23 protein-coding genes are annotated in these 21658 nt (G+C 72.0%); 11 read left to right on the top strand and 12 right to left on the bottom strand.

Annotated features, from left to right (window positions below; translation table 11 throughout):
• The first annotated feature begins 22 nt into the window (after positions 1–22).
• From ACTOQ3_RS31265 to ACTOQ3_RS31250, 4 genes are all read left to right on the top strand, one after another.
• The gene (locus ACTOQ3_RS31265; protein WP_440087023.1) at positions 23–457 is read left to right on the top strand and encodes a helix-turn-helix domain-containing protein; all 435 of its coding nucleotides are present in this window, start codon (positions 23–25) and stop codon (positions 455–457) included.
• Positions 454–1443 (top strand): alpha/beta fold hydrolase, encoded by a 990-nt coding sequence (locus ACTOQ3_RS31260; RefSeq protein WP_440087022.1) that lies wholly within the window; start codon positions 454–456, stop codon positions 1441–1443. The genes ACTOQ3_RS31265 and ACTOQ3_RS31260 overlap by 4 nt, the downstream gene beginning before the upstream one ends.
• A gap of 157 nt (positions 1444–1600) precedes the next feature.
• Entirely contained in the window at positions 1601–2923 is a 1323-nt protein-coding gene (locus ACTOQ3_RS31255) for a hypothetical protein (protein WP_440087021.1), read from the top strand.
• A gap of 114 nt (positions 2924–3037) precedes the next feature.
• Positions 3038–3433, top strand: a complete 396-nt coding sequence (locus tag ACTOQ3_RS31250; protein WP_440087020.1) for a hypothetical protein — start codon at positions 3038–3040, stop codon at positions 3431–3433.
• Between the two features lie 71 nt (positions 3434–3504).
• Here ACTOQ3_RS31250 and ACTOQ3_RS31245 read toward each other — a convergent pair whose 3' ends face one another.
• The 6 genes from ACTOQ3_RS31245 to cseB all read right to left on the bottom strand — a co-directional run bounded on the left by ACTOQ3_RS31245 (position 3505) and on the right by cseB (position 9086).
• Positions 3505–3705 (bottom strand): zinc-binding dehydrogenase, encoded by a 201-nt coding sequence (locus ACTOQ3_RS31245; RefSeq protein WP_440087145.1) that lies wholly within the window; start codon positions 3703–3705, stop codon positions 3505–3507.
• Between the two features lie 27 nt (positions 3706–3732).
• Positions 3733–4884, bottom strand: a complete 1152-nt coding sequence (locus ACTOQ3_RS31240; protein WP_440087019.1) for an RNA-guided endonuclease InsQ/TnpB family protein — start codon at positions 4882–4884, stop codon at positions 3733–3735.
• A gap of 563 nt (positions 4885–5447) precedes the next feature.
• A complete protein-coding gene (locus ACTOQ3_RS31235; RefSeq protein WP_440087018.1) occupies positions 5448–5729 on the bottom strand; it encodes a zinc-binding dehydrogenase in 282 nt (93 codons plus the stop codon).
• Entirely contained in the window at positions 5726–6823 is a 1098-nt protein-coding gene (locus tag ACTOQ3_RS31230) for an acyltransferase family protein (protein WP_440087017.1), read from the bottom strand. Before ACTOQ3_RS31230 ends, ACTOQ3_RS31235 begins: the two co-directional genes overlap by 4 nt.
• Before the next feature lie 270 nt (positions 6824–7093).
• Positions 7094–8362 carry a sensor histidine kinase gene (locus ACTOQ3_RS31225; protein ID WP_440087015.1) on the bottom strand — a complete coding sequence of 423 codons (1269 nt, stop codon included), beginning with the start codon at positions 8360–8362 and terminating at the stop codon, positions 7094–7096.
• Between the two features lies 1 nt (position 8363).
• Positions 8364–9086, bottom strand: coding sequence for a two-component system response regulator CseB (cseB, locus tag ACTOQ3_RS31220; RefSeq protein WP_440087014.1), 723 nt, complete (start codon positions 9084–9086; stop codon positions 8364–8366).
• Between the two features lie 268 nt (positions 9087–9354).
• Here cseB and ACTOQ3_RS31215 point away from each other — a divergent pair, with 268 nt between their 5' ends.
• The 3 genes from ACTOQ3_RS31215 (at position 9355) to ACTOQ3_RS31205 (ending at position 12667) form a co-directional block, all read left to right on the top strand.
• On the top strand, positions 9355–10959 hold the full coding sequence (locus ACTOQ3_RS31215; RefSeq protein WP_440087013.1) for a condensation domain-containing protein: 1605 nt from the start codon (positions 9355–9357) through the stop codon (positions 10957–10959).
• Between the two features lie 218 nt (positions 10960–11177).
• Positions 11178–11699, top strand: a complete 522-nt coding sequence (locus ACTOQ3_RS31210; RefSeq protein WP_440087011.1) for a SigE family RNA polymerase sigma factor — start codon at positions 11178–11180, stop codon at positions 11697–11699.
• 23 nt (positions 11700–11722) lie between these two features.
• Positions 11723–12667, top strand: a complete 945-nt coding sequence (locus ACTOQ3_RS31205) for a hypothetical protein (protein WP_440087010.1) — start codon at positions 11723–11725, stop codon at positions 12665–12667.
• Positions 12668–12723: 56 nt separating this feature from the next.
• Here ACTOQ3_RS31205 and ACTOQ3_RS31200 read toward each other — a convergent pair whose 3' ends face one another.
• The 3 genes from ACTOQ3_RS31200 to ACTOQ3_RS31190 form a co-directional block, all read right to left on the bottom strand.
• Positions 12724–13626, bottom strand: coding sequence for a serine hydrolase (locus ACTOQ3_RS31200; RefSeq protein WP_440087144.1), 903 nt, complete (start codon positions 13624–13626; stop codon positions 12724–12726).
• A complete protein-coding gene (locus ACTOQ3_RS31195) occupies positions 13608–14516 on the bottom strand; it encodes a LysR family transcriptional regulator (protein ID WP_440087009.1) in 909 nt (302 codons plus the stop codon). Before ACTOQ3_RS31195 ends, ACTOQ3_RS31200 begins: the two co-directional genes overlap by 19 nt.
• A 102-nt stretch (positions 14517–14618) precedes the next feature.
• The gene (locus ACTOQ3_RS31190; RefSeq protein ID WP_440087008.1) at positions 14619–15197 is read right to left on the bottom strand and encodes a DsbA family protein; all 579 of its coding nucleotides are present in this window, start codon (positions 15195–15197) and stop codon (positions 14619–14621) included.
• A 219-nt stretch (positions 15198–15416) separates the two neighbouring features.
• On the opposite strand from ACTOQ3_RS31190, the gene ACTOQ3_RS31185 reads away from it, so the two are divergent.
• Both ACTOQ3_RS31185 and ACTOQ3_RS31180 read left to right on the top strand, forming a co-directional pair.
• The gene (locus tag ACTOQ3_RS31185) at positions 15417–16229 is read left to right on the top strand and encodes an aminoglycoside 3'-phosphotransferase (protein ID WP_440087007.1); all 813 of its coding nucleotides are present in this window, start codon (positions 15417–15419) and stop codon (positions 16227–16229) included.
• A gap of 200 nt (positions 16230–16429) precedes the next feature.
• Entirely contained in the window at positions 16430–16966 is a 537-nt protein-coding gene (locus ACTOQ3_RS31180) for a dihydrofolate reductase family protein (protein WP_440087006.1), read from the top strand.
• A gap of 46 nt (positions 16967–17012) precedes the next feature.
• Here the strand turns inward: ACTOQ3_RS31180 and ACTOQ3_RS31175 are convergent, their stop codons facing one another.
• On the bottom strand, positions 17013–17987 hold the full coding sequence (locus ACTOQ3_RS31175) for a helix-turn-helix transcriptional regulator (protein ID WP_440087005.1): 975 nt from the start codon (positions 17985–17987) through the stop codon (positions 17013–17015).
• A 136-nt stretch (positions 17988–18123) separates the two neighbouring features.
• Here ACTOQ3_RS31175 and ACTOQ3_RS31170 point away from each other — a divergent pair, with 136 nt between their 5' ends.
• A complete protein-coding gene (locus ACTOQ3_RS31170; RefSeq protein ID WP_440087143.1) occupies positions 18124–18519 on the top strand; it encodes a RidA family protein in 396 nt (131 codons plus the stop codon).
• Between the two features lie 92 nt (positions 18520–18611).
• On the opposite strand, the gene ACTOQ3_RS31165 is transcribed toward ACTOQ3_RS31170, so the two are convergent.
• Positions 18612–19460, bottom strand: coding sequence for an alpha/beta fold hydrolase (locus ACTOQ3_RS31165; RefSeq protein WP_440087004.1), 849 nt, complete (start codon positions 19458–19460; stop codon positions 18612–18614).
• A gap of 55 nt (positions 19461–19515) precedes the next feature.
• Entirely contained in the window at positions 19516–20361 is an 846-nt protein-coding gene (locus tag ACTOQ3_RS31160) for an LLM class flavin-dependent oxidoreductase (RefSeq protein WP_440087002.1), read from the bottom strand.
• An 87-nt stretch (positions 20362–20448) separates the two neighbouring features.
• Between ACTOQ3_RS31160 and ACTOQ3_RS31155 the strand changes: the two genes are divergently transcribed.
• Entirely contained in the window at positions 20449–21348 is a 900-nt protein-coding gene (locus ACTOQ3_RS31155; protein WP_440087001.1) for a LysR family transcriptional regulator, read from the top strand.
• The last annotated feature ends 310 nt before the right edge of the window (positions 21349–21658 follow it).

Genomic DNA, 21658 nt, shown 5'->3' with positions numbered 1-21658 from the left:
CAAAGGATTTCCGGGGGAATTGGTGTCTCAGCCCTACTCGGTCGAACAGGTGGCGAACCTGCTGGGCCTGCACGCCAAGACGGTGCGCACCTACGTGCGCGACGGGCGGCTGAAGGCCGTCCGCATCGGCAAGCAGTACCGGATCGCGCGCGAGGACCTGGAGGCCTTCACCGGCCACCCGGTGACACCGCCCGCCGGTGAGACGGCCGGGCGCCGGCGGCACGTCGAGGTGTCCAGCATCGTGCAGATCGACGCGATCGGTTTCGAGGCGATGAGCCGTCTGAGCAACACGCTCATGGCCCTCGCCGCGGGCGGTGCCCCCGACGAGGGGCGCCTGCGCGTGGAGGTCGTCTACGACGAGGAGAGGGCCAGCATGAAGATCATCGTGCTGGGCGGTCTGGACGGCACCGCGGAGCTGCTCAAGGTCATCGACATGCTCGCCAAGGAGAGGCCGTGAACGGCGTCTACACCTCCGAGGAAGGCGCCCGTGCCGTCGGGCGAAGCTGCCGCGCGCTGCTGGAGCGCTGGCCGGTGCCCGCCGAGCACCTGCGCGTGCCGACCCGGCAGGGCGAGACCTTCGTCGTGGCCTGCGGGCCCCGGGACGCCCCGCCGGTGCTGCTGCTGCACGGTTCCGGCGCCAGCAGCGCGATGTGGATGGAGGACGTGGCCGCCTGGTCGCGGCACCTGCGCCTGTACGCCGTCGACACGATCGGCGAGCCCGGCCTGAGCGCCCCCTCGCGGCCCGCCCTGGACTCCGACGCCCACGCGCTGTGGCTCGACGACGTGCTGGCCGCCCTCGCCGTCCGGCGCGTCTCCATCGTGGGAACCTCGCTCGGCGGCTGGTTGGCGGTGGACTACGCGACGCGGCGCCCCGGACGAGTCGCCCGCCTGGCGCTGCTGTGCCCCAGCGGCATCGGCAAGCAGAAGTACGGGGTGCTTCTCCTGGCGCTGCTGCTGATGCCGTTCGGCCGGTGGGGGAGGGGCAGGACGATGAGACTGGTCCTTGGCCCGGCAGCGTCCCCGGCGTCCTCAGCGTCCTCAGCGTCCCCGGCGTCCCCGGCGTCTGCTGTATCTTCGGCGTCTGCTGTGTCTTCGGCGTTTGCGACGTCCCCGGAACCTCCGCCGCCCTCGGCGGAGCCGATGCGGGCGTACGGCGAGCACGCGATGCTCGTGCACGGGCACTTCCGGCCCCGCCGCGAGAGAATCCCGGTGTTCGACGACGACACCCTGCGCCGCCTGAGCATGCCGGTGCTGGTGACGGTCGGCGGGCGCGACGCGCTCCTGGACTCCCGCGACACCCGGCGGCGGCTGGAGGCCGCCGTGCCGCACGCGACGGTCCGGCTGCTGCCCGGCGCCGGGCACCTCCTGCGAGGGCAGACCCTGCCGATCCTGGACTTCCTGAGCTCCCGGGAGGAAGGGCCCACCGCTCCGGAAAGTTTTTAATCTACAATGTAAAGGCGTCCGCCGGGTTCAAAACCGTTCAGGCGGGCGGACGCCTGACCCGCCATCCCTCGCCGGCGATCCCGCGCGGATTCCGGTTCACCTGGTGACAGGGCCGGAACGCGCGGCCGATACGCTCGCGGCCGGAAAGGGGGGCGGGATGCTCTTCGCTGTCGCGGCCGTGTTCGGGCTCACCTGGTGGCTCGGGTGTTACGTGATCGCGCGGGATCCCCGGGAGCGCGGGCCGCGGCGGGCCGGGCTGGGGCTGCTGGCCTACGGTGCCGCGCTCGCGATCGCCCAGGTGCTCACCGCGGTACCCGGGCCCGCGGCCGAGGTCCTGGGCGCGGTCGAGACCACGCTGGTCCACCTGCCGGCGCTGCTCTGGACGGGGGCCGTGCTGACCCTCGTTCCCCGCGGCGAACGGCTGGACCGGGCCTGGTCCAGGGGGCTCGTCCCGCTCACGCTCGTGGCGTTCGCGTGGCTGGTGGCGTCCGGACCGGGATCGGGAGGGGACCTCGCGGCGCGGGTGGTGATCGGGGTGTTGCTGCTGGGACCGCTGGCCGGGGTGCTGGTGCTGCTCGTGCGGGCCAGGCCGCCGCGGGCCGGGTGGCTGGCGGCGGTCGCCACGCTGTTCTTCGGGCTGGGGGCCGCGTTGCTCATGTTCCCGCTGTTCGGCCCGCCCGGCCTGCTCTCCGTCATCGCCGTCGACGTGGACATGGTCCTGCTGGGCGTGGCCATCGCGATGTCCAGCGCGTTCCAGGCGGGCGAGGCGCTCTGGCGCGACATGCTGCGGTCCCTGCTGGGGGCGGCGGTCGTGGCCGTCGCGTCCGGCGGCCAGGTCGCGCTGGCCGTCGCGCTCGGCGGGCCCGCGCCCGCCCTCTCGGCGCTGCTGTTCGGCGTGATCGCGGTGGCCGTCGCCGTACAGACGCTGGCCGGTCCGGTGCACCGGGCGCTGGACCGGATCGCCTTTCCCGGTGATCCGCGGATCCGCCGCGAGCGGGCCGAGCTGCGCGAGACGTCCGAGGCGCTGCCGCGTCGCGAGCAGGGTCCGCCGCCGCCGGACGAGGCCGAGTTCGTACGGCTGACGCGGCGTGCCCTGGCCAATTACGGGGATCTGGGCAAGCTCGCCAGCAGCCCGCTCGCGAACCTGCCGGTGATCGGGGCGCGGGTCACCGGTGGCAGCCCGCTGGAGCGGGCCGCAGAGCTGAAGCACCTGCTGCTGGAGAGCATCCAGCGGCTCAAGCCCCGCGAAGGGGAATTCGGCACCAGCGAGGAGTGGCGGTTCTACAACGTCCTGTACTTCCCGTACGTCCGGGGGCTGCGTCCCTACCGGCGCGGGGCCGGCCGCGGCGGGCTCGCCGCCGCCGAGCGGCAGGCGTTCGACTGGTTCGTCCGGGAGGTTCCCGAACGCACGCTCTACAACTGGCAGAACGCGGCGGCCAAACTCGTCGCGGATGATCTTCGCCGGGAGAACTGGCAGTGAATGGCAGTGCCATGTCTGCAGATGGCAGCGGGTGAGGCGGTGTGCTGAGCGTGTCGGAAGCCCCGACGCCTTCCGCGAAGCCGGAAGCCCGCATCCTCGGCGAAGGAGACATCGATGAGCACGACCACGCTCACCTCCCGTACCCCTCTGCTCACCCGCGTGCTGCGGACGGACGCCCTCCTCACCGGAGGGTTCGCGCTCGGCCTGGCCGTCGCGGCGGCCCCGCTGGCCGATCTGCTCGCCCTGCCCGAGCCGCTGCTCCGCTGGGCCGGGATCGGGCTGCTGCCGTTCACCGCGTTCGTCGCCTACCTCGCCGGCCGTCCGGTGCCGCCCAGGGGAGGCGTCTGGACGCTGATCGCCGTCAACGCGCTGTGGGCCGTGGACAGCGTCCTGCTGCTGTTCACCGGCTGGGTGGATCCCAATCCGCTGGGCGTCGCGTTCGTCCTCGCCCAGGCTCTCCTGGTCGGCGCCTTCGCCGAGCTCCAGTACGTCGGGTTGCGCCGCGCCTGACCGCGCGTCGCCGGAGGTCCCGTCGTCGAAGGTCCCCGCCGCGCCCGGCACCGGCGGCGGGGCCTTTCCGCTCACCCGATGCGGATGACGTGTTTGCCGCGTACGCCGCCGGCCTCCAGTGCCCGGTGGGCCTCGGCGATGTCGGCGAGGGGATGGATCGTGTCGACGACCGGCCGCAGGTCCCCGCTCTCCACCAGCCGGGTCAGGTCGGCGAAGAGCCGGTGGGTGGGGTTGCCGGTCAGCTTCTCGGTCTTAAACGATCGAGCTTGCAGCTCCTCGCCGTCGATGGGTTCGACGGTTCAGGCCGCGTCGTCGGCAGCGTGACTCACTGCCCAGCCCGCCACACCGCGCGAGGCGATGTTGCGGGCCGCGTTGACGTCGGCGTGCTCAGCGAAACCGCACGACGTACAAAAGAAGGTCGCCTGATCAGGCCGGTTGTTCTTGTCCACATGCCCGCAGCAGGAACAGGCCTGCGAGGTGTAGGCCGGATCGACGTGAACAACTGCGACGCCCTGACGGGCGGCCTTGTAGGCGATGAAGCTCCCCAACTGGTGGAAGCTCCACGCATGCAGCGTGACCCGCTGGGGCTTGCGAAGCCGTACCCGCTCACGGATACCCCGGAGATCTTCCAGGGCGATCCCGCATCCGGTGCGTTCTGCCTCGGTCACGATCTGCTTGGCGATGGTGTGGTTGGTGTTGGCGGCGAAGCGGGCCTCGGCCCGGCGGCGCCGCTTCAGCAGCCGCTTGGCGGACTTGGTCTGCTTGGCCTGCAGGCGGCGGCGCAGCTCGCGGTGGCGATGGCGGACCGCGTTCAAGCCCTTGCCGCTGTGACGAGTCCCGCCGCTGGTGGTCGCGAGGTTGACGATCCCCAGATCCACCCCCACAAATCCGTTCGGAACGGTGAGCGGCCGGTCGGGGAGGTCGCAGGTGGCGATCAGAAACCACATCCCGTCACGCGTGAGCAGGTCCGACTCGCCCCGCCGATACGCGGCAAGGGTCATGATCTGCTCGGCGGACCCGGTGAACGCCACCCCCCGCAACCGCCCGGCGGTCGTCCAGATGCTCACCGTGCGCGCGTCGAGCTGCCAGGACAGGCAGCGGTCGTCGAACGGCTGCGCCGCGCCGGGGCGAAAGACGATCGGTTTGGACTGCGCGCGCAGGCGGCGCGGTGACCCTGGTGCTCCCAGGTTCCCGGCGCGGACGTTGGCGTGCAGCGTGGCGTAGGCGTGGACGACCTTCTTGATCACATGCTGGGCGGCCTGCGCTCCCAGCCCGGCGGCCTTCAGCTCACCATAGGTGATCTTACGCAGCGCGTACTCGCCTCTGACGCCGCCGGCGAACGCCGCCGCAGAGACCAGGTTCGCGGCCTCGTTGACCGCGCGCAGGGTCGCCTCCAGCGCCGCCGCCTGCTCGGGCGTCGGCAGGAGTCTCACCTGCACCACCAGCTTCACCTCGCCCACAATAACGTTCGGTCCATGTCAGCGACCTGAGAACCCGACTCCGGCATTCACCCGGGGGCGAACCGTTGTCCGCGCACCGCACGCGCATCCGGCCTGCATCCCCACCTATCGGCAGATACCGGCGCGACGTCTTCACCGACGAACCACTACGCCCCTGCGCCCCTGCGCGGAAATCATGATCGGGGTGTGCGATGGCTTCGGCACCCCGCTCGTCGCCTTCAACACCGATCACGACCAGGTGCCCGACCGGGTGCACCTGCTCGTCCACCCCCACCCCCGCCCAAGGTCGCCCTCTCGACCCTGGTCAACTCCCCCTCAGGGGGCCTCTGTGCCCGCCTGCCGTGCAAGGAGTACTCCGCCCACGTCCACACGCCCCCGTGGGGCGGCCATTTCCGGTCGCCGTCCTCCTGCGCCGCCCCCCTTGTGGCGGTGCACCCTTGAGCATCATCAAGAAGTACATCGAAAACCAGAAACGCCCGGACCAACGACCAGACGTTCACAACCCCGGGACCGGGAAGCGATTCCTCCCGGGCGTGAACGCCCAGGGTTCCTCGCTAGACAACGCTGAACCTCACGCGCCGCGAGCCGAACACGGTGGACGTGAGGATGTACGACAGTGACGAGAGCATGTGCCGGGAATCGAAGGTGATCGTCACCATCCGTTCTCTCGGCGCCAGGAGCCGGTGGAAGGCGCTGAGTTCGGTGCCGATCGCGGTGTCGAGAACGACGTCGAAGGGGTCGAGGTCGGCCGGGCTGGTGGTTGCGTAGTCGAAGATCTCGTGGGCGCCGAGGTCTCTCACGAAGTCGAGGTTCCCGGCGCCGGCGAGTGCGGTCACGTGCGCGCCGTACGCCCGTCCGAGCTGGACGGCGACGCTGCCGACCCCGCCGCTCGCGAGCCGCGGCCGGGGAGATCGAACAGCCAGGTGGCGCCCAGCCTCAGCAGCAGCCGGTGGAGGGTCAGGCACAGCCACATCACGAGGGCGGTCAGGGCGACCGGTTCGACGACGGCGAGCACGATCCGCAGCCCGCCGTCCATGCCGGTCGACAGCAGCGGCACGAGAGCCAGGTGCAGCAGCGCGAGCAGGGGCATGTGGATGACGTAGACGGGCAGGGTGCGGCGTCCCAACCTCGCCAGCGCGTTCCCGAGCGTGGCGCGGCGGCCGAGCAGCGCCGCGGCCGTCACGCCGAAGACCGTCGCGACGGCGCAGACCACCGGCCAGACACCGGGCCAGGCCCGGGAGCCGGTCATCGCGACCACCGCCAGGCACCCGGCGTAGCAGGCGCCGGTCAGGGCCAGTCGTCCCCAGCCCGCGGTGGCGGCCAGCCGCTCGACGTACGGCCGGAAGTACAGCCCGGCGAGGAAGAAGACGAGGTTCTGGTACAGGCCGGCACGGTTGCCCGGTGCCTCCAGCAGCCCGGCCGACGCCACGGCCGACAGCGCCAGCGCTCCCCCCAGCACCAGGGCGACCGGGACGCGGCGCGCAGCTTTGGCGAGGGCGAAGTACAGGGCGAGCGCGTAGAGGTACCACAGGTTGGACGGGGTGATCGTGAGCTGGGCCAGCAGGTCGGCGACGTCGTCGGCGCGGGCGGTGTCGAAGGACGGCACGAGCGCCAGGACCGCGGTGTGGATCAGCAGCCATACCGCGTAGAGGTAGAGGAAGCGGCCCACCTTCGAGCGGCGTACGACCCGCCACGGCCGGGCCACCGCTCCGGCGGCGAACATGCCGGAGATGGTGAAGAAGAGCGGCATGCGCAGCGGCAGCAACTGCTCGGTCAGGGCGCCCCAGGCCCCCGGGATCGGCGGCGACACCCCCCAGTCGATCCGCAGGTAGTGCTTCACGACGACGTGCCAGAGCACCACGAGCAGGATGCACACGCCCTTGGCCACGTCGGCCCAGAGCGCGCGCTCCGGCCTTTCGTCTCCCGGCACACCGCGGGCCTCTCCCGCCGTGCTGCGGGCTTCTCCCGGCAGACCATGGGCTTCTTCCGGGACACCGCGGGTACGGGCAGAGCGCATGGGGCGGCACCTCCGGGGGACGGGCGCGCGACGGTCGCGCGCACCGGCCACCTTGCGCGGTGCAGATGTCCGTGCCGCCGGGACCGCGTATCCGGGGCCGCTCAGCTGTGCATCGGGTGTGTATCAGCCCGGAGGCCGCCCATCGCCCCGGAAGCCGTAGAGGCCGCGGGAAACGCGGAGACCTCAGGAGCCTTCGGGGTCTCGAAGGCGGAGCGTGGCGACCGCGCCGCCGTCCGCGGCGTTGGCCAGGGTGAGGGTGGCGCCGATCACCTGGGCCTGGCCCAGGGCGATGGTGAGTCCCAGGCCGTGGCCGCGACCGCGTTCGGCCGTGCCGGTGCGAAAGCGCTGCGGTCCCTCCGCCAGGAGGACGCCGGGGAATCCGGGACCGTGGTCGCGCACGACGATCGTCGTGCCGTCCACGGTGACCTCGACCGGCGCGCGGCCGTGGCGGTGGGCGTTGGCGACGAGGTTGGCGAGGATCCGGTCGAGGCGGCGCGGGTCGGTCTCGGCCCCGGTGTCCCCGGCGGCCCCGGTGACCGTGAGCCGCGCCTGGAGCCCGGTCCTGGCCAGGCAGTCCTCGACGACGTCGCCCAGCGCCACGGGCCGGGGATCGGCGTGTTCCGTGCCCGCGTCGAGGCGGGATATCTCCAGCAGGTCCTCCACCAGGGCCCGCAGTACCCGCACCCGGTCCCTGACCAGGTCGGTGACCTCACCCTCCGGCAGCAACTCGGTGGAGGTGACCAGGCCCATCAGCGGGGTGCGCAGCTCGTGGGCGACGTCGGCGGTGAAGCGCTGCTCGCTCAGCAGCCGCTCCTGCAGGCTGTCGGCCATCGAGTCGACGGTGGCCGAGATCTCGGTGATCTCGTCACCGTCCCGGCCGCCCTCCGCGGTCCGGGCGTCCAGGTCGCCGTCCGCGATACGTCGCGCGGTCCTGGCCACCCGTCTCAGCCGCCGGCTGGGCAGCTCGGCGGCCAGCGCCGCGGAGGGTACGACGACCCCGAGCGTGGCCAGCGCGGCCATCACGATGTGCCGGTCGAGCGCCTGCCTGCTGCGCAGTTCGACGCCCATGTCGATCTGTACGGCCACCACCTGGTCGCCGACGGGCTCGGCCGCCCACATCCAGGGGATGTCCGGGTTACGGTCGTCGTACCAGGTGCCGGCCTTCCCGGTGCTCCTGACCTGCTGGAGCAGCGCGGGCGGGACGCGCGCCGGGTCGGGCTCGCCGCTCCACGCGCCGCCCGGGCGCCGGTGGTTCTCCACCGCGGACACCAGCGCGGTCAGGGCCTGCTCCCTGCCCAGGTCCATGGAACGATCGAGGGTGCTCCGATGCACCAGCACCCCGACGGCCAGCGCCACCGCGCAGGACGCCACGGTCACCAGCGCGGCGATCTTCCAGCGCAGCGACCTCCAGCTCGGCAGCCCGCGTGCCGGCCGGGCGGCGGCGTGTCCCATCTCAGCGCCGCAGCTTGTAGCCGAACCCGCGGACCGTCTCGATCCGATCGGCGCCGATCTTCTTGCGCAGCCGCTGCACGCACAGGTCGACCACGCGGCTGTCACCGTCCCACCCGTAGTCCCAGACGTCGCGCAACAGCGTGTGCCGGTCCAGCACGATTCCCGGATGCGCCGCGAACTCCAGCAGCAGCCGCAGCTCGGTGGGGGCCAGCGTGACCGGCTCACCGGCCAGGAGCACCTCCAGGCCGCCGGTGTCGATGGTCAGATCGCCGAAGACCAGGTCACCGCCGGAGACGGGCTCCGGCGCGTGCCCGGCAGCCGGGGCGAAGGTGGCCCGGCGCAACAGCGAGCGGATCCTGGCCACCAGCACGGACGTGTCGACCGGCTTGACGACGTAGTCATCGGCCCCGGCCTCCAGGCCCGACACCACATCCAGCGCGTCACCCCGCGCGGACATCATCAGGATCGGGACCGTGCTGGACTCCCTGATCCTGCGGCACAGCCCGATGCCGTCCAGGCTCGGCAGCATCACATCCAGCAGCAGGAGATCGTGCCGCCCGTCCCGGAAGAGTTCCAGGCCGGTCAGGCCGTCGCCGGCCACGGACACCTCGTAGCCGTAGCGCTCCAGTGCCATCGAGACCGTCTTGCGGATCACCGCGTCGTCCTCGACGAGCAGCACGGTGACAGGAGCGGCCGGTGCGCTGTCGACCTTTAAATCGGACATATCTCCCCAAATGCGGCGGATGGCTCACCCAGGACACCATAATCTCTCTTCACGGCGATGCCGCGCGGGACGGATCGGCCGCCTCTCGCGCCGGTCGCGGGAACACCGCGCGGGACGGATCGATCGCCTCTCGCGCCGGATGGCCGGGCACCCTCGGGCCCGCGCGAAGACCCGGGTCCCGCAGGGGCAAAACGGCGGTCCAGCTGCCGAAACACCTGTTGACACCATGGTTCGGGAAGATCAGCCTTGTGGCGTGGATTCCGACGGCGTGATTTCTCCGCGATCTGATCTTGAACTGGCCCGGGCCGGGATCGACGATCCGGCCCCGGCGGCACGGGTACGGCCGCCGGACGGGCCGGGAGTGGTGGTGGCCGAGCTGCCGCGGCGTGCGGTCGTGGTGGAGTTCGCCGGTGCGCGGGGTGGGGTGGCTCCGCTGACCTGGGGGCAGGCGTCGATCTGGCGGCTGACCACGTGGCGGGGTGACGATGATCCCTATTTCAACATGCCCTGGACGTTGCCGGTGTACGGCAGGCGTGATCTTGATGTGGTGCTGGGGGCGGTGCGGCGGCTGTTCGAGCGGCACGAGACGTTGCGGACGAATTTCCGGCCGGGCGTCGACGGCGTGGTGCAGCATGTGGCGCGTTGCGGGCGGCTGGTGGTCGAGATCGTCGAAGTGGGCGGGCGGGTCCGGCCGATGGCGGTGGCCAGGGAGGTGGCCGATGGGTTGGCGGCGGAGGTGTTCGACTACGCGGGTGGGCTGCCGGTGCGGTGCGCGGTGGTGACGGTGGAGGGGCGGCCTCGGGCGGTGGCGTTCGGGGTGTCGCACCTGGCGGCCGATGGGGGTGCGCTGGATCTGCTGGCGGCCGATTGGCGTGCGCTGCTGGCCGGGACCGAGGGATCTGATCCGGGGTGGCAGCCGATGGATCAGGCGTTCTTCGAGCGGGAGGGGGCGGGGGCCGAGCGGGGGGAGCGGGCGTTTCGGCACTGGCGGGCGGTGCTGGAGGAGGCGCCGCGGTCGATGTTCGACTATCCGCCGGCGGTGGCGGAGAAGCCGCGGTTCATCCGGGTGCGGATGGAGTCGGTGGCGCTGGGGGTGGCCGCGGAGGCGCTGGCGGCGCGCTGGCGGGTGAGTTCGGCCAGTGTGCTGACCACGGCGAGCGCGGTGCTGCTGTCGGCGCTGACCGGGCATCGGCGGGTGGTGATGCAGCTCATCGCGGCCAACCGGCATGATCCGCGGATCGGTGTGCTGGTGGGCCCGGCCGCGCAAGACGGGATCTTCACGCTGGACGTGCCGCCCGGCGGCACGTTGGCCGGGGCCACCCGGGCCGGGCACCGGCAGGCACTGACCGCCTACCGCCACGCGCTCTACGAACCGCTGAGGCTGATGGCGATGCGCGAGGATCTCGGCCGCGAACGGGGCGGGCCCATCGACCTGTCGGCCTACTTCAACGACACGCGGGGCGGCGGCGACTGGCCCGACCTGCCCGCGGTGGAGCCGCCGGGAGATCCCGCCGCGATCGCCGCCCTCACCGCGCGGACCACCTTCTCCCCGGCCGGCTCCTGGGAGCACGTGGACGCCACCACGGTCCAGTTCATCACCGGTCAGGCCAGGGACGCCTGCGAGCTCCACCTGCTGGCCGACACCGCCTACCTGCCCCGCACCACGGTGTACGCGCTGCTGCGCGGGATGGAGACCCTGCTGGTCCGCGCGGTCGCCGCCGACGTCCCCCTCGACACCGTCGCCGACCTGTGCGGCATCACCCCGGCCGAGCGTTCCCCCGGCCGGGAACGTTCCCACGGCGGTACCGCCGAGGACCCGGCGAAGGCGCCGGACGCGTCCGCACCCGTCGTGGCCGGGACGGCCGGCGGGTGAACCGAGGGTCCTTCCGAGCCTGAGGGGCGACGGCGAAACCGTCCCGCCGGGGCGGTTTCGCCGTCGCCGGGGGAGCGATGCCGGCGCTCGCCGGGCCGCTTGCTCGGGGTGATTGCCGCGCCTAGCGGAAATTTCTGGATACTCCATGACCTTCCGGTCAACCCGGGGTGTGGCTCAGGGAGTGTCAGGGGTGGCTTTCACCGACGAGAGGAGACCGGGTGGACGCGGATTTCGCGGACTTCGTGCGACATCGGGGAGACCACCATCTGAGAACGGCGGTCCTGCTCACCGGCGACTGGCACACGGCCGAGGACCTGGTGCAGTCCTGCCTCGGCAAGCTGTACCGGGTGTGGCACCGGCTGGACACCAGCAGCGAACCGGACGCCTATCTGCGCCGCATCATGGTCAACACCTATCGATCCTGGTGGCGTGCCCGATGGCGCCGTGAGATCCCGCGCGCCGAACTGCCCGATCTGCCCGGCCCCGGGGACGTGGGGGAGGATCGGGCGGTGGCCGAGGAGGTCCGGAACGCGCTGGCGAGGCTGCCGGTCAGGCAGCGGACGGCTCTGGTGCTGCGCTTCTTCGTGGACCTGCCGGAAACGGAGGTCGCCGAGCTGATGGGCTGCTCGGCGGGAACGGTCAAAACCCACACGCACCGCGGTCTGCGGGCGATGCGCCGGATGATCTCGCCGGACACGATGGTCAACCGAACCGAGGCGGAGGGGAGTGGGATCCGGTGAGACACCGACACGAGGAGCCGTTCATGAACGAGAAGGAACTCCGCGCACTGCTCGTCAGGGCCACCGAGGATCGGCCGGCGGGCATCGACCTCATGCCGGCGATGCCGGCGATACCGGCACCGGCGGCGCCGAGGCGCGGCCCGGCCCGGGTCCTGGCCCCGATCGCCTCGCTGGCCGCCGCGGCGGCGGTGGGGATGGTCGCGCTGCTCCTGCCCGCGAGCCAGTCCTCGGCGCAGGCCCAGGTGGCCGCCGCGGCCGAGAACACCGGCCGGGAGAGCTACCGGATTCACAGCACCAGCGGTGCCAAGACGTTCGACGGTGCCTTCGACCCCGCCCAGCGCGTGGGTGTCATCACGAGGGCCGGCGACGGGGCGGAAACCCGGTTCGTCGGCGACCTGATGTACGTCCGGCAGCAGCGCGATGCGAAGTGGATGGTCTCTCCGCGCGTCGAAGCGGAGCTGAGGAGCGCTCCGCAGGCCGTCGCCCTGGTCAAGCTCGCTCCGCTGGACCCCCAGGCGGCCCTGCAACGACTCCGTTCGGCCACCGAGGTCCGTGAGGACGGCTCCGCCTCCGGCCAGGGCTGGACCGGCCAGAGGTTCACGTTCTCGCTGGAGGGCGCGGACGATCCCGGTCTCAAGGGGGTCGCCGGCGGGCCGGTGGAGATCACCGGAGCCGTGAACGTGGACGACCAGGGGCGGGTCCGGCGTCTGGAGGTCGTCTTCGGCGACACCAGCCAGCGAAACGTCCTGGACTTCGGGGACTTCGGCACCCCGGTGACGGTCACGGCCCCGCCCGCCGACCAGGTGGAGCAGCTACCGGCCGGCAAGCAGGACCACAAGGCGGACCGGGTACCGGCGGGCGCGCCGGACCGTAAGCCGGCCGAGGAGTCGATCGTCAAGCCGGACCAGGGACCGGCGGGCGCGCCGGACCACAAGCCGGCCGAGGAGCCGATCGTCAAGAACCCCTGACCGGCCGTCCGGCATCCGCCGGACCCCGTGTGCCCGGGCACACGGGGTCCGGCGGCTCACATGTGGCGTAACCGATCGCGGAGTGCGCGCGCGACCTGTGCCATGAGCGCCTCGGCTCCGGGCTGGCTGGCGGCCGGCACGCGGGACTCGGTGAGGACGGCGACGCCGAAGACCTGGCCGTCGGCGTGCTCGACGACGCCGACCTCGTGGCGGAGGTTGAGAAGCGTCCCGGTCTTGGAGGACCACTTCGACGCGTCGGAGGTGAAATCGGGTGCCAGCCGGTGCCGCAGGATGTTGTCGGCCATGAGGCCCCGCACGCGCTCGGCGACGCCCGGGTCGATCGCGGACGGCGTCCACAGCGCCCGCAGGAGGTCGATGAACGCTCGCGCGGATCCCGAACTCGCGCGCGTCACGTCGAGCTGCGGGATCCGATGCCCCCGCCCGGCCGTCCCCGCTTCGATGGCGAGGAAGTGGGCGAGGTGGGCGTCGGCCGGGTCGAGGCGTTCCATCGGGGTCTCGACGAGTTCCTGGATGGTGTGGCGGACCGTGATGCCGCGCAGCCCCAGCCCGTGCAGCACCGCCGAGACCTCGGCGGGCGGGGTGAGGGCGAACAGCGCGTCCGCCGCGGTGTTGTCGCTCAGGGAGGTGCTGAGGTAGAGCAGGTCGTCGACGGCGATCCTGGCCGGATGCCGGAACCTGCTCAGCCCGGTCGGCCCCGGAGTGACGATCCCGCCCGGCCGCACGAGGATCTGCGTGGAGGCGTCGAGCTCGCCCCTCCGGATGCGTTCGAGCGTCGCGATGGCGAGCGGAATCTTGACGAGCGAGGCGATCGGGAACTCGAGGTCCGGCTCGATGCCGACCTCGTCACCGGAGTGCAGGTCCCGGACGAGGAACGATCCGCGCAGCCCGGCGTCGTCGAGCGTTCGCCGGAGTTCGCGGATCAGGCTCTCGACCTTGATGGCGTCCCTCCGTCCTGTTCGCGCGCGCCGAGACAGCGGGCGATCGCGTGCCACAGCCGGATCCTGATGCGCTCCGCGTCGTCCCCGACGGCGGCCGACACCTCGAAGCCGCGGGCGAGGTGGACCTCGCCGATCGGGCGCCAGTGTAGTCCGAGCTCCTCGGCCTGCCGGACCGAGCACAGGAGGAGATCCGCCGAGCCGAAGACCTCCGCCGCGGCGGAGGCGAGCGTGGCCGCGACGACGACCTGCGCGGGCTGGAGGCCGACGGCGTCCCGGATCCGGAACATCCGGTCGCGGATGTGAGGGACGTCGTCCTCGGGCTGGATCCAGATCCGGCTTCTTCGCGACGACCGCGCGGCGCGGCCGGCCCGGAGGGTCTCGACGTAGACGGCTGCCACCGGGAGATCCGTGGCGCCGGCGAGGCCCAGCCGTACGGACCAGGTCGCGTCGCCGGGCGGTGTCACCGTGAGGGCGGCGCGAACCTCGCGAGATCGGACGAGTTCCGCCCGTTCGGCCGGGGCGGCGGCATGGAAGTCGAGGTGGATGTCGTTGCCGCGGGCCTCCGCGCCGAGGTGCGCGAGGTCGCGAACGGTGCAGATGTCGGGAACGGCGAGACGCAGGGGATTGAGCCTGGCCCGTTCCGCCTCGTGCTCCATGTCGTCGGCCAGGCGGACGAGACGCTTCGCCGACGGAAGCATGTCGCGGCCGAACTGCGTGAGCATCGCCCCGCGTGACGACCGATCGAACAACCGTTCCCCGAGGTGCTTCTCCAGGGCGGCGATCCGGCGGCTCGCGACCGACTGCGGCACGCGCGTGGCCGCCGCACCCTCCGTGAAGCTTCCTCGATCGCTCACGTTGACGAACGCTCTCCAGGCGCCAAGGACGTCCACGAAGCAAGTTTATGCTATTTCAGCATTGAATCGCCTTTTCCATCCTGGATGGCATCGAGCCCCGGTGATCGGGGGCGAGGGCCGGCCCCTCCAGGGGCGGGGTCAGCGGGCGGCGGCGGTCACGGCGGCCACGATCGCCTCGGGGGTCGCCGGCACGGGTGTGCCCTCGACAAGGACGGTCGGCGTGGCGCTCACCCCCCGCTCGATGGCCTTCCGCGTCACGTAGGCGGTCCAGTCGAGGTAGGCGCCGTCGCGCACGCACTCGCCGAACGCCGGGCCGGTGAGCCCGGCCGGGCCGCCGAGCTCGATCAGCTCGTCGTCGGTGAGTCCCGGTCCTTCCTCGGGGGGCTGGCCGGCGAAGAGCGCGCGAGTGTACTCGACGAATCTCCCGCCGTCCGAGGCGCAGCCGGAGGCCGCCGACGCGCGGGAGGAGTACCGGGTGGTCGACAACCTGTCCAGAAAGCCCATCGGGTGACACACCAGGCTGATCGCCCGTTCCCTCACCATCCCGTTCAGTGCCGGCCCGGACGTCTGCTCGAACGTCTTGCAGAACGGGCACAGGAAATCGACGTAGACGTCAACGGTGACCGGGCCCGCACCGACGACGATGCCGTCCCCCTCGGCGGAGGCACCGGCCGGCACCCGGACGGGCGCCGTCGCCCGCTGTGGTCGCGTGCTCATGAGGTCCTCCTCGCGATGTTCGGGGAGAGACCCGGACCCGTGCGCCCGAGAACTCCCCTCTTCCTACCCACCCCCGGGGCGCCGCAGCTTAAGAGCGGTCAAAGCCGGAATCATGGAACGGGCTTCGCGCCGCTCCCGGCACCGGCTTCTCCGGGGGCCTTCACCGGTTCGGAAACCCGTTTGTCACCGGCACCGCTCTGCCAGGAGGATCAGGTTCTCATGAGCCGTCCTGTCATCTCAGAGATCCCGACCGGCCCCGTGGCCGTCCCCGGCGTCGTCGCGGCGCTCGCCGGCGATGACACCGTCACCCCGGTGTGGCGCAACGAGCTCGGCGGCCTGACGTTCCGCCTCGAAGGCGGGCACGGTGCCACCAGATACGTCAAGTGGGTCTCCGCGGGCACCCCGGAGATCGACCTCTCCGGCGAGGCGGAGCGGCTGACCTGGGCGCGGCGATGGGTGACCGTCCCGCGGGTCGTCGAGCACGGTACGGACGCCGACGGCGCGTGGCTGGTCACGGAGGCGGTTCCCGGCCTCTCGGCGGTGGATCCCCGGTGGAGCGTCGACCCGGTGACCGCGGCGGCCGCGATCGGCCGGGGGCTGCGCCTGCTCCACGACGCCCTGCCCGTCGACCTGTGCCCGTACGACTGGGGCGTCGACCGGCGGCTCGTCCGTGCCGACGAGCGCATCGCCGGCGGCGAGGGGCCGGCCGACCGGTTTCCCGAGCATCGGCACCTGGACCTCGCGGAGGCCCGGGCGCGCATCGGCGAGCCGCCCGCCGTCGACCGCCTCGTCGTCTGCCACGGGGACGCGTGCGTCCCCAACACCCTGCTGCACGACGACGGCACGTTCGCCGCGCACGTCGACCTGGGTTCGCTCGGCGTGGCCGACCGGTGGGCGGACCTCGCGGTCGCGGTGTGGAGCATGGAGTGGAACTACGAGCCGGGCTACGACGGCGTCGTGTACGACGCGTACGGGATCGCCCCCGACCCGGAGCGCATCGCCTACTACCGCCTGCTCTGGGACATGGCCTGACCGGCCCCGGCCCGGATCGCCCGGCGAGCGCCCGGCACGGCGGCCACGCTCGTGCGGGTTCCGCCGCCCGGGGGCCGGGGTCGCCGGATCCGCGCGACCGGTGGAGCGGAAGCCGTAAACAATCCGTAAACGGGTTCCGCCACGCTGAAGGCACATCGAAACAGCGGGCCGGACGGGCCGCCACCTCCGAGGAGCAGATCATGAGCAAGGTCGTCGCAGTCATCTACATCTCGATGGACGGCGTCGTGGAGGAGCCCGCCTGGACCGGCCCGTACTGGAACGACGAGCACGCCAGGTTCCAGAGCGGTCAGCTGCACGCCAGCCGGGCGCTGCTGCTGGGACGCAAGACCTACGACGGCATGTCGCAGGCCTGGCCGAAGATGGAGGGCACGCCGGGGGCCGAGCAGATGAACGGCCTGCCCAAGTACGTCGCCTCGACCACCCTGCGCGACCCCGAGTGGAACGCCACCGTGATCGAGGGGGACGTCGCCGAGGAGGTCGCCAAGCTCAAGGCCGAGCAGGGCCAGGACCTGCTGATCTACGGCAGCGGCGAGCTGGTCGCCTACCTGATCGAGCACAAGCTCATCGACGAGCTGAAGCTCTTCCTGCACCCGGTCGTGGTCGGCTCCGGCAAGCGGCTGTTCCCCGACGGCGTCACCACCTCCGCCTGGAAGCTGGCCGGCACCGCGGCCTTCAGCTCCGGCGCCATCGTCCTGGACTACCGCCCGGCCGACTGACCGTCGCTTCCGGGGCGCGGGACCGGCTGCTTCTCCACCTCACCTCTCAGGACGGCACTCCGTAGCGGGTGGCGATCGCGGTGGCGCGGTCGCGCAGGGAGTCGCGCAGCCACTGCGGGGCCAGGGCCTCCGCGTTCGTGGTGAGCTGCCACAGCGCCCATTCGGCGTGTCTCGGATCCTGGAAGGTCACCTCCAGCCGCAGCCGGCCGTCCGGACCGGCTTCTTCGGAGAGGACGGCCAGCGCGGTGCCCACCAGGTCCTCCCGCCGCGCGGGGTCCACCCGTACCAGCACGGTGACCTGGTCGCCGCCGGTCCGGAACCGGGTGCCGCGTTCCTGCCAGGCCCGGTCCAGGTCGACCCGGTCCGGTCGCTGTGCGGGTTCGTCGAGTTCCTCGGCCGCCAGGATCCGGGACAGCCGGTAGGTGCGGTCCGCGCCGGACCTCGTGGCCAGCAGGTAGCCCCGGTCGCGTACGGTGACCAGGCCGATCGGGTCCACCGTGCGCCACCGCGGGGTCTGGTCCACGGCCGCGTAGTGGATGCGCAGCTTGTGTCCGGCGAACACCGCGCGCAGGACCTCGGCCGCTATGGCGTCGGACACCTCCTCGTCGGCCAGCCGGCGTGAGAGCAGGTCGGTCTCCGGGTCGACGAGCAATCGCCCGGCCGCGCCGGCCGCGGTGTCCCGATAGCTTTCCGGCAGCGCGTCGACCACCTTGAGCATCGCCGAAGCGAGTGCCGAGCCGAGGCCGAACGCCTGTGCGCCGCGCCGCGATCCGGCGACCAGCAGGGCGAGGGCCTCGTCGTGGTTCAGCCCGGTGAGCTCGGTCCGGAAACCGGGCAACAACGCGAAACCGCCGTGCCGGCCGCGTTCGGCGTAGACCGGGACGCCGGCCGCGGACAGCGCCTCGATGTCGCGCAGCACGGTGCGGGTGGAAACCTCCAGCTCGCGGGACAGCGCGGCCGCGGACAGCCGACCGTGCTGCCGCAGCAGCAGCACCAGCGAGACCAACCGGTCGGCACGCATACGAAAACCCTACAGAAATACACGACACAGGATGTCGTGATTTGCCGGGAGGCTTGTCGACATCACGACGAAGACGGTGACTACCGGGCCGGGCGACGTACGTGATGTCGACGAATCGAATGGAGCTGATGTGGCGATGGAGCGAACGGCGGTCAACCCGTGGGCGTGGTCGGTGGAGCTGGGCTACAACCAGGGTGAGATCGTCTCCGGGCACACCCGGACCCTGTACTGCGCCGGGCAGACCGCGATGAGCGGCGACGGCAAACCCCAGCATGCCGGTGACATGGCGGCGCAGCTGGCGCTGAGCCTCGACAACCTGGAGGCCGTGCTCGGCGAGGCCGGCATGTCCCTCGCGAACCTCGTCCGGCTCAACGTCCACACCACCGACGTCGATCGGCTCTTCGAGCACTACGGCGTGCTGGCGTCGCGGCTGGGCGCCGCCGGGGTGGCACCGTCCACCACGATGCTCGGGGTGGTACGGCTGGCGATCCCCGACCTGATGGTCGAGCTGGAGGGGACCGCCGTCGCGTGACGCGGCCTCGCGAACACCGTCCTGACCGGCCCGGGTTCGACACCCGCCCACGGCCCTCGACCAACCGGCATCGGGACTAACCGGCATCGGGACTAACCGGCGGTGTGCTCGAGGATCGCCGAGGCGAGGACGGGCCAGTCGGCGCGTTCCACGCCGTGGCCGGAGTCCGGCAGGACCAGTAACCGGCCGCCCGGTATCTCCTCGGCCAGCGCGTGTCCGTGCGGAAGCGGGAACATCGGGTCCGCGGCACCGTGCACCACCAGCGTCGGCACCCGGATGCTCGCGAGTGGCGGACGCTCCCGCGGCGCGTCCTCGAGGAGGTCGTGGTTCCGCGCCGAGGCGGGGTCGCGCGCGCGGCCGGTGTCGGCTCGCACCAGTTCCCGGACCTGCTGTTCGGGGAACGGCCGGCGGCCACCGGTGAGCATCTTCGCGTGGCTCACCAGGTGGTCGATCGCCGACTCGTGGTCCGCCCGGCCGGGCCGTGCCGCCCGCGGGAACCCGGCGAACTCGCGGGCCGGCCCGGGCAGATCGCGACCGCGAGGGGTGGGCAGGGCGAACGTGGTGCTGATCAAGGTGAGGGTGCCGGTCCGGCCGGGATGATCGAGCGCCACCAGTTGCGCCAGGGCGCCTCCCGCGGAAACCCCCACGAGGTGCGCCGCCTGGATTCCGAAGGCGTCGAGCACACCGACCGCGTCCTCGACGAGGTCGCCTGAGTCGTAGCCCGGATGCCCGGGCGGGTAGGTGACGGACCGGCCGGTGTCGCGATGGTCGTAACGGATGACGAACCTTCCACCCTCGCAGAGCTCGCGGCAGAAGCCGTCCTCCCACCACAGCATCGAGGCGCCGGTCCCCATGATCAGCAGCACCGGCGGCCGGCCCGGGTCGCCGAAGGACTCGGCGCACAGCCGCACCCCTCGTACCGTGATCATGCGTTCGGTCACGACGGGTCCCTTCCCGTGCCGCGCGCCCTGGGGGCCGCCGTTCGCGTCGCGGTGGTCATGAGGATGCGACCTCCTCCGGGGCCGGGACGGCGGGGCCGTCCCTGAGCACTCCGCGCACGTGGTCGAGCGCCATCGCCTCCGGTTCGAATTCCGTCAGGCACCAGGTGGCGCCGGCGGCGACGTACGCGGCGGGATCGGCGCCGGGTGGCAGGGGCACCGCGATGTCGTAGGGCGCCGTGGGATCGGGGCGCAGGCCGCGGATCGTCTCGTCGATCTCCGCGAGCTGGTCGGGGTGCCGCAGCTCGACCGGGAAGAACCCGTCGGCACGCGCCGCCCGGTGCAGCGGTCTGCGGCGACCCGCGTAGCCCGCGGCCCAGATCGGCACGCGCGGCCGCTGGACCGGCGCGGGCAGGAACGCGAGATCGTCGATCACGTAGTGCGGTCCGCGGTGGCGCACGGGGCGCCCTGACCAGGCGGACGTGAGGATGCCCAACGCCTCGTCCAGCATCTCCGCCCGGACCCGGTCGTCGACCTGCTCCCCGGTGCGTGCGAACTCCGCGCCGTAGACATCGCCGCCCAGCCCCACGCCCAGCGTCAGCCGGCCCCCGCTGAGCCGATCCAGCGAGACGGTCTCCCGGGCCAGCTTCGCGGGCCGGCGGCGCGCGACCGGCGTGACCATCGGGCCCAGCCGCAGCGAGCCGGTCGCCGTCGCCACCGCCGCCAGCGAGATCCACGGGTCGGCGACCCGCTGGACCGGTGCGGGCCAGGTGAGCCTGTCCCACACGAAGAACCCGTGCCAGCCGGCCTCCTCGGCCTCGGCCGCGAGTCGTGCCACCACAAGAGGGTCGGCCAGCTCGTCGAAGAGCGGGACCCACAACGCCGATCGGTGATTAGCAGGCATGCCACCGACGCTAGGTCTCCTTCTCCATCGTGAAAAGCGATGATTTTCGATGCTTATGATCGGATTTGGCGAAGTACCGTGGCCGGTGTGGCGAACGTAGAGCTTCGACATCTGGTCACCCTCACCGCTGTCGCCGACGAGGGTTCCTTCGGCAGGGCGGCATCGCGGCTCGGCTACACCCAGTCCACCGTCAGCCAGCACGTCGCCGCCCTCGAGCGCGCGGTCGGCGGCCTCCTCTTCGACCGTCCGGGCGGCCCGCGCAGGGTCCGGCTCACGCCGCTCGGCGAGGTGACGCTGACCCACGCCGCGGAGCTGCTCGCCAGGGCCGACGCGATGCGCACCGCCATCGAGCGGTTCAAGGCCGGCGAAGGCCGCCTCACGATCGGCACCTTCCAGAGCGTGTCCACCACGCTCCTGCCGGTTCTGGTCCGCAGGCTCCGCGAGGAGTTCCCCGGCTGCGACATCCGGCTCTCCGAGGAGGAGCCGGGGTCTCCGGACCTGTCGGAGGTCGACCTGCTCTTCCACGACCACCGCATCGCCGGCACCGACGTCGAGCACCTCGAACTCCTCCATGACCCGTACCACCTGGTGTCCCCCCGCGGGCGCTTTCCCGACGGGCATGTCGACCTGGTGGAGCTCGACGGGGCGCCGATGGTCGCCTGGCCACCCGACTGCGCGCAGCCGGCGCTCGAGGAGGCCCTCGCCGGCAACGGCGTCCACCCCGAGATCGTCTTTCGCGCCGCCGGCAACGAAACCGTGCTCTCCATGGTCCGGGCCGGCCTCGGCTCGGTGATCCTCCCCTGGCTCGTCGTTCACGCCGCCGGCGCCGCGGCAGACGAGGCGCTGAGCGTCCACGCGCTACGGCCGCCGATAGCCCCGCGAAAGATCTATCTGGTGCGCCAGGCCCACCGCACTCCCTCGCCTCTCGCCGCCCGCGCCGCGCGGCTGGCCGCCGAGATCGCCGGCGACCTCGAACGCGGTCGGTGAGGCGGCCTTCCCTCGTGCCACCGGCAGACGGATCGCTCGCCGGGACGCGCCAAGAAGTTCCTGTACTATTTCCCCCTCTTGGTGCCCATAAATGCTCTTTTGTGGGCTTTATGTCCTTCGATGGCAAGGTCGATCCGGTCTTCGACGACGATCCGGTGGCCGCGCCGGAGGCCGCCTCCTGGGCGCTGGCCGACGTGATCGGGACGACGCGCGACGCGTTGACGGCCCCGCTGGCCGACGTGCTGGCCGCCGCTCCGCAACGGACCGCCGTGCTGGAGGCGGCCGGGCTGGTGGAGCGGAACGGGGACGA

The sequence above is a fragment of the Streptosporangium sp. LJ11 genome (assembly GCF_051918945.1).
GTDB lineage: Bacteria > Actinomycetota > Actinomycetes > Streptosporangiales > Streptosporangiaceae > Streptosporangium.
The sequence above is the reverse complement of the archived record's forward strand: the minus strand, read 5'-3'. Positions and strand labels throughout refer to the sequence as shown.

Excerpts from the sequence above, each read along its gene's own strand:
- ACTOQ3_RS31255 (WP_440087021.1), top strand. The coding sequence starts at position 1,601 with ATGCTCTTCGCTGTCGCGGCCGTGTTCGGGCTCACCTGGTGGCTCGGG.
- ACTOQ3_RS31250 (WP_440087020.1), top strand. The coding sequence starts at position 3,038 with ATGAGCACGACCACGCTCACCTCCCGTACCCCTCTGCTCACCCGCGTG.
- ACTOQ3_RS31225 (WP_440087015.1), bottom strand. The coding sequence starts at position 8,362 with ATGGGACACGCCGCCGCCCGGCCGGCACGCGGGCTGCCGAGCTGGAGG.
- cseB (WP_440087014.1), bottom strand. The coding sequence starts at position 9,086 with ATGTCCGATTTAAAGGTCGACAGCGCACCGGCCGCTCCTGTCACCGTG.
- ACTOQ3_RS31205 (WP_440087010.1), top strand. The coding sequence starts at position 11,723 with ATGAACGAGAAGGAACTCCGCGCACTGCTCGTCAGGGCCACCGAGGAT.
- ACTOQ3_RS31190 (WP_440087008.1), bottom strand. The coding sequence starts at position 15,197 with ATGAGCACGCGACCACAGCGGGCGACGGCGCCCGTCCGGGTGCCGGCC.
- ACTOQ3_RS31185 (WP_440087007.1), top strand. The coding sequence starts at position 15,417 with ATGAGCCGTCCTGTCATCTCAGAGATCCCGACCGGCCCCGTGGCCGTC.
- ACTOQ3_RS31180 (WP_440087006.1), top strand. The coding sequence starts at position 16,430 with ATGAGCAAGGTCGTCGCAGTCATCTACATCTCGATGGACGGCGTCGTG.
- ACTOQ3_RS31175 (WP_440087005.1), bottom strand. The coding sequence starts at position 17,987 with ATGCGTGCCGACCGGTTGGTCTCGCTGGTGCTGCTGCTGCGGCAGCAC.
- ACTOQ3_RS31170 (WP_440087143.1), top strand. The coding sequence starts at position 18,124 with ATGGAGCGAACGGCGGTCAACCCGTGGGCGTGGTCGGTGGAGCTGGGC.
- ACTOQ3_RS31160 (WP_440087002.1), bottom strand. The coding sequence starts at position 20,361 with ATGCCTGCTAATCACCGATCGGCGTTGTGGGTCCCGCTCTTCGACGAG.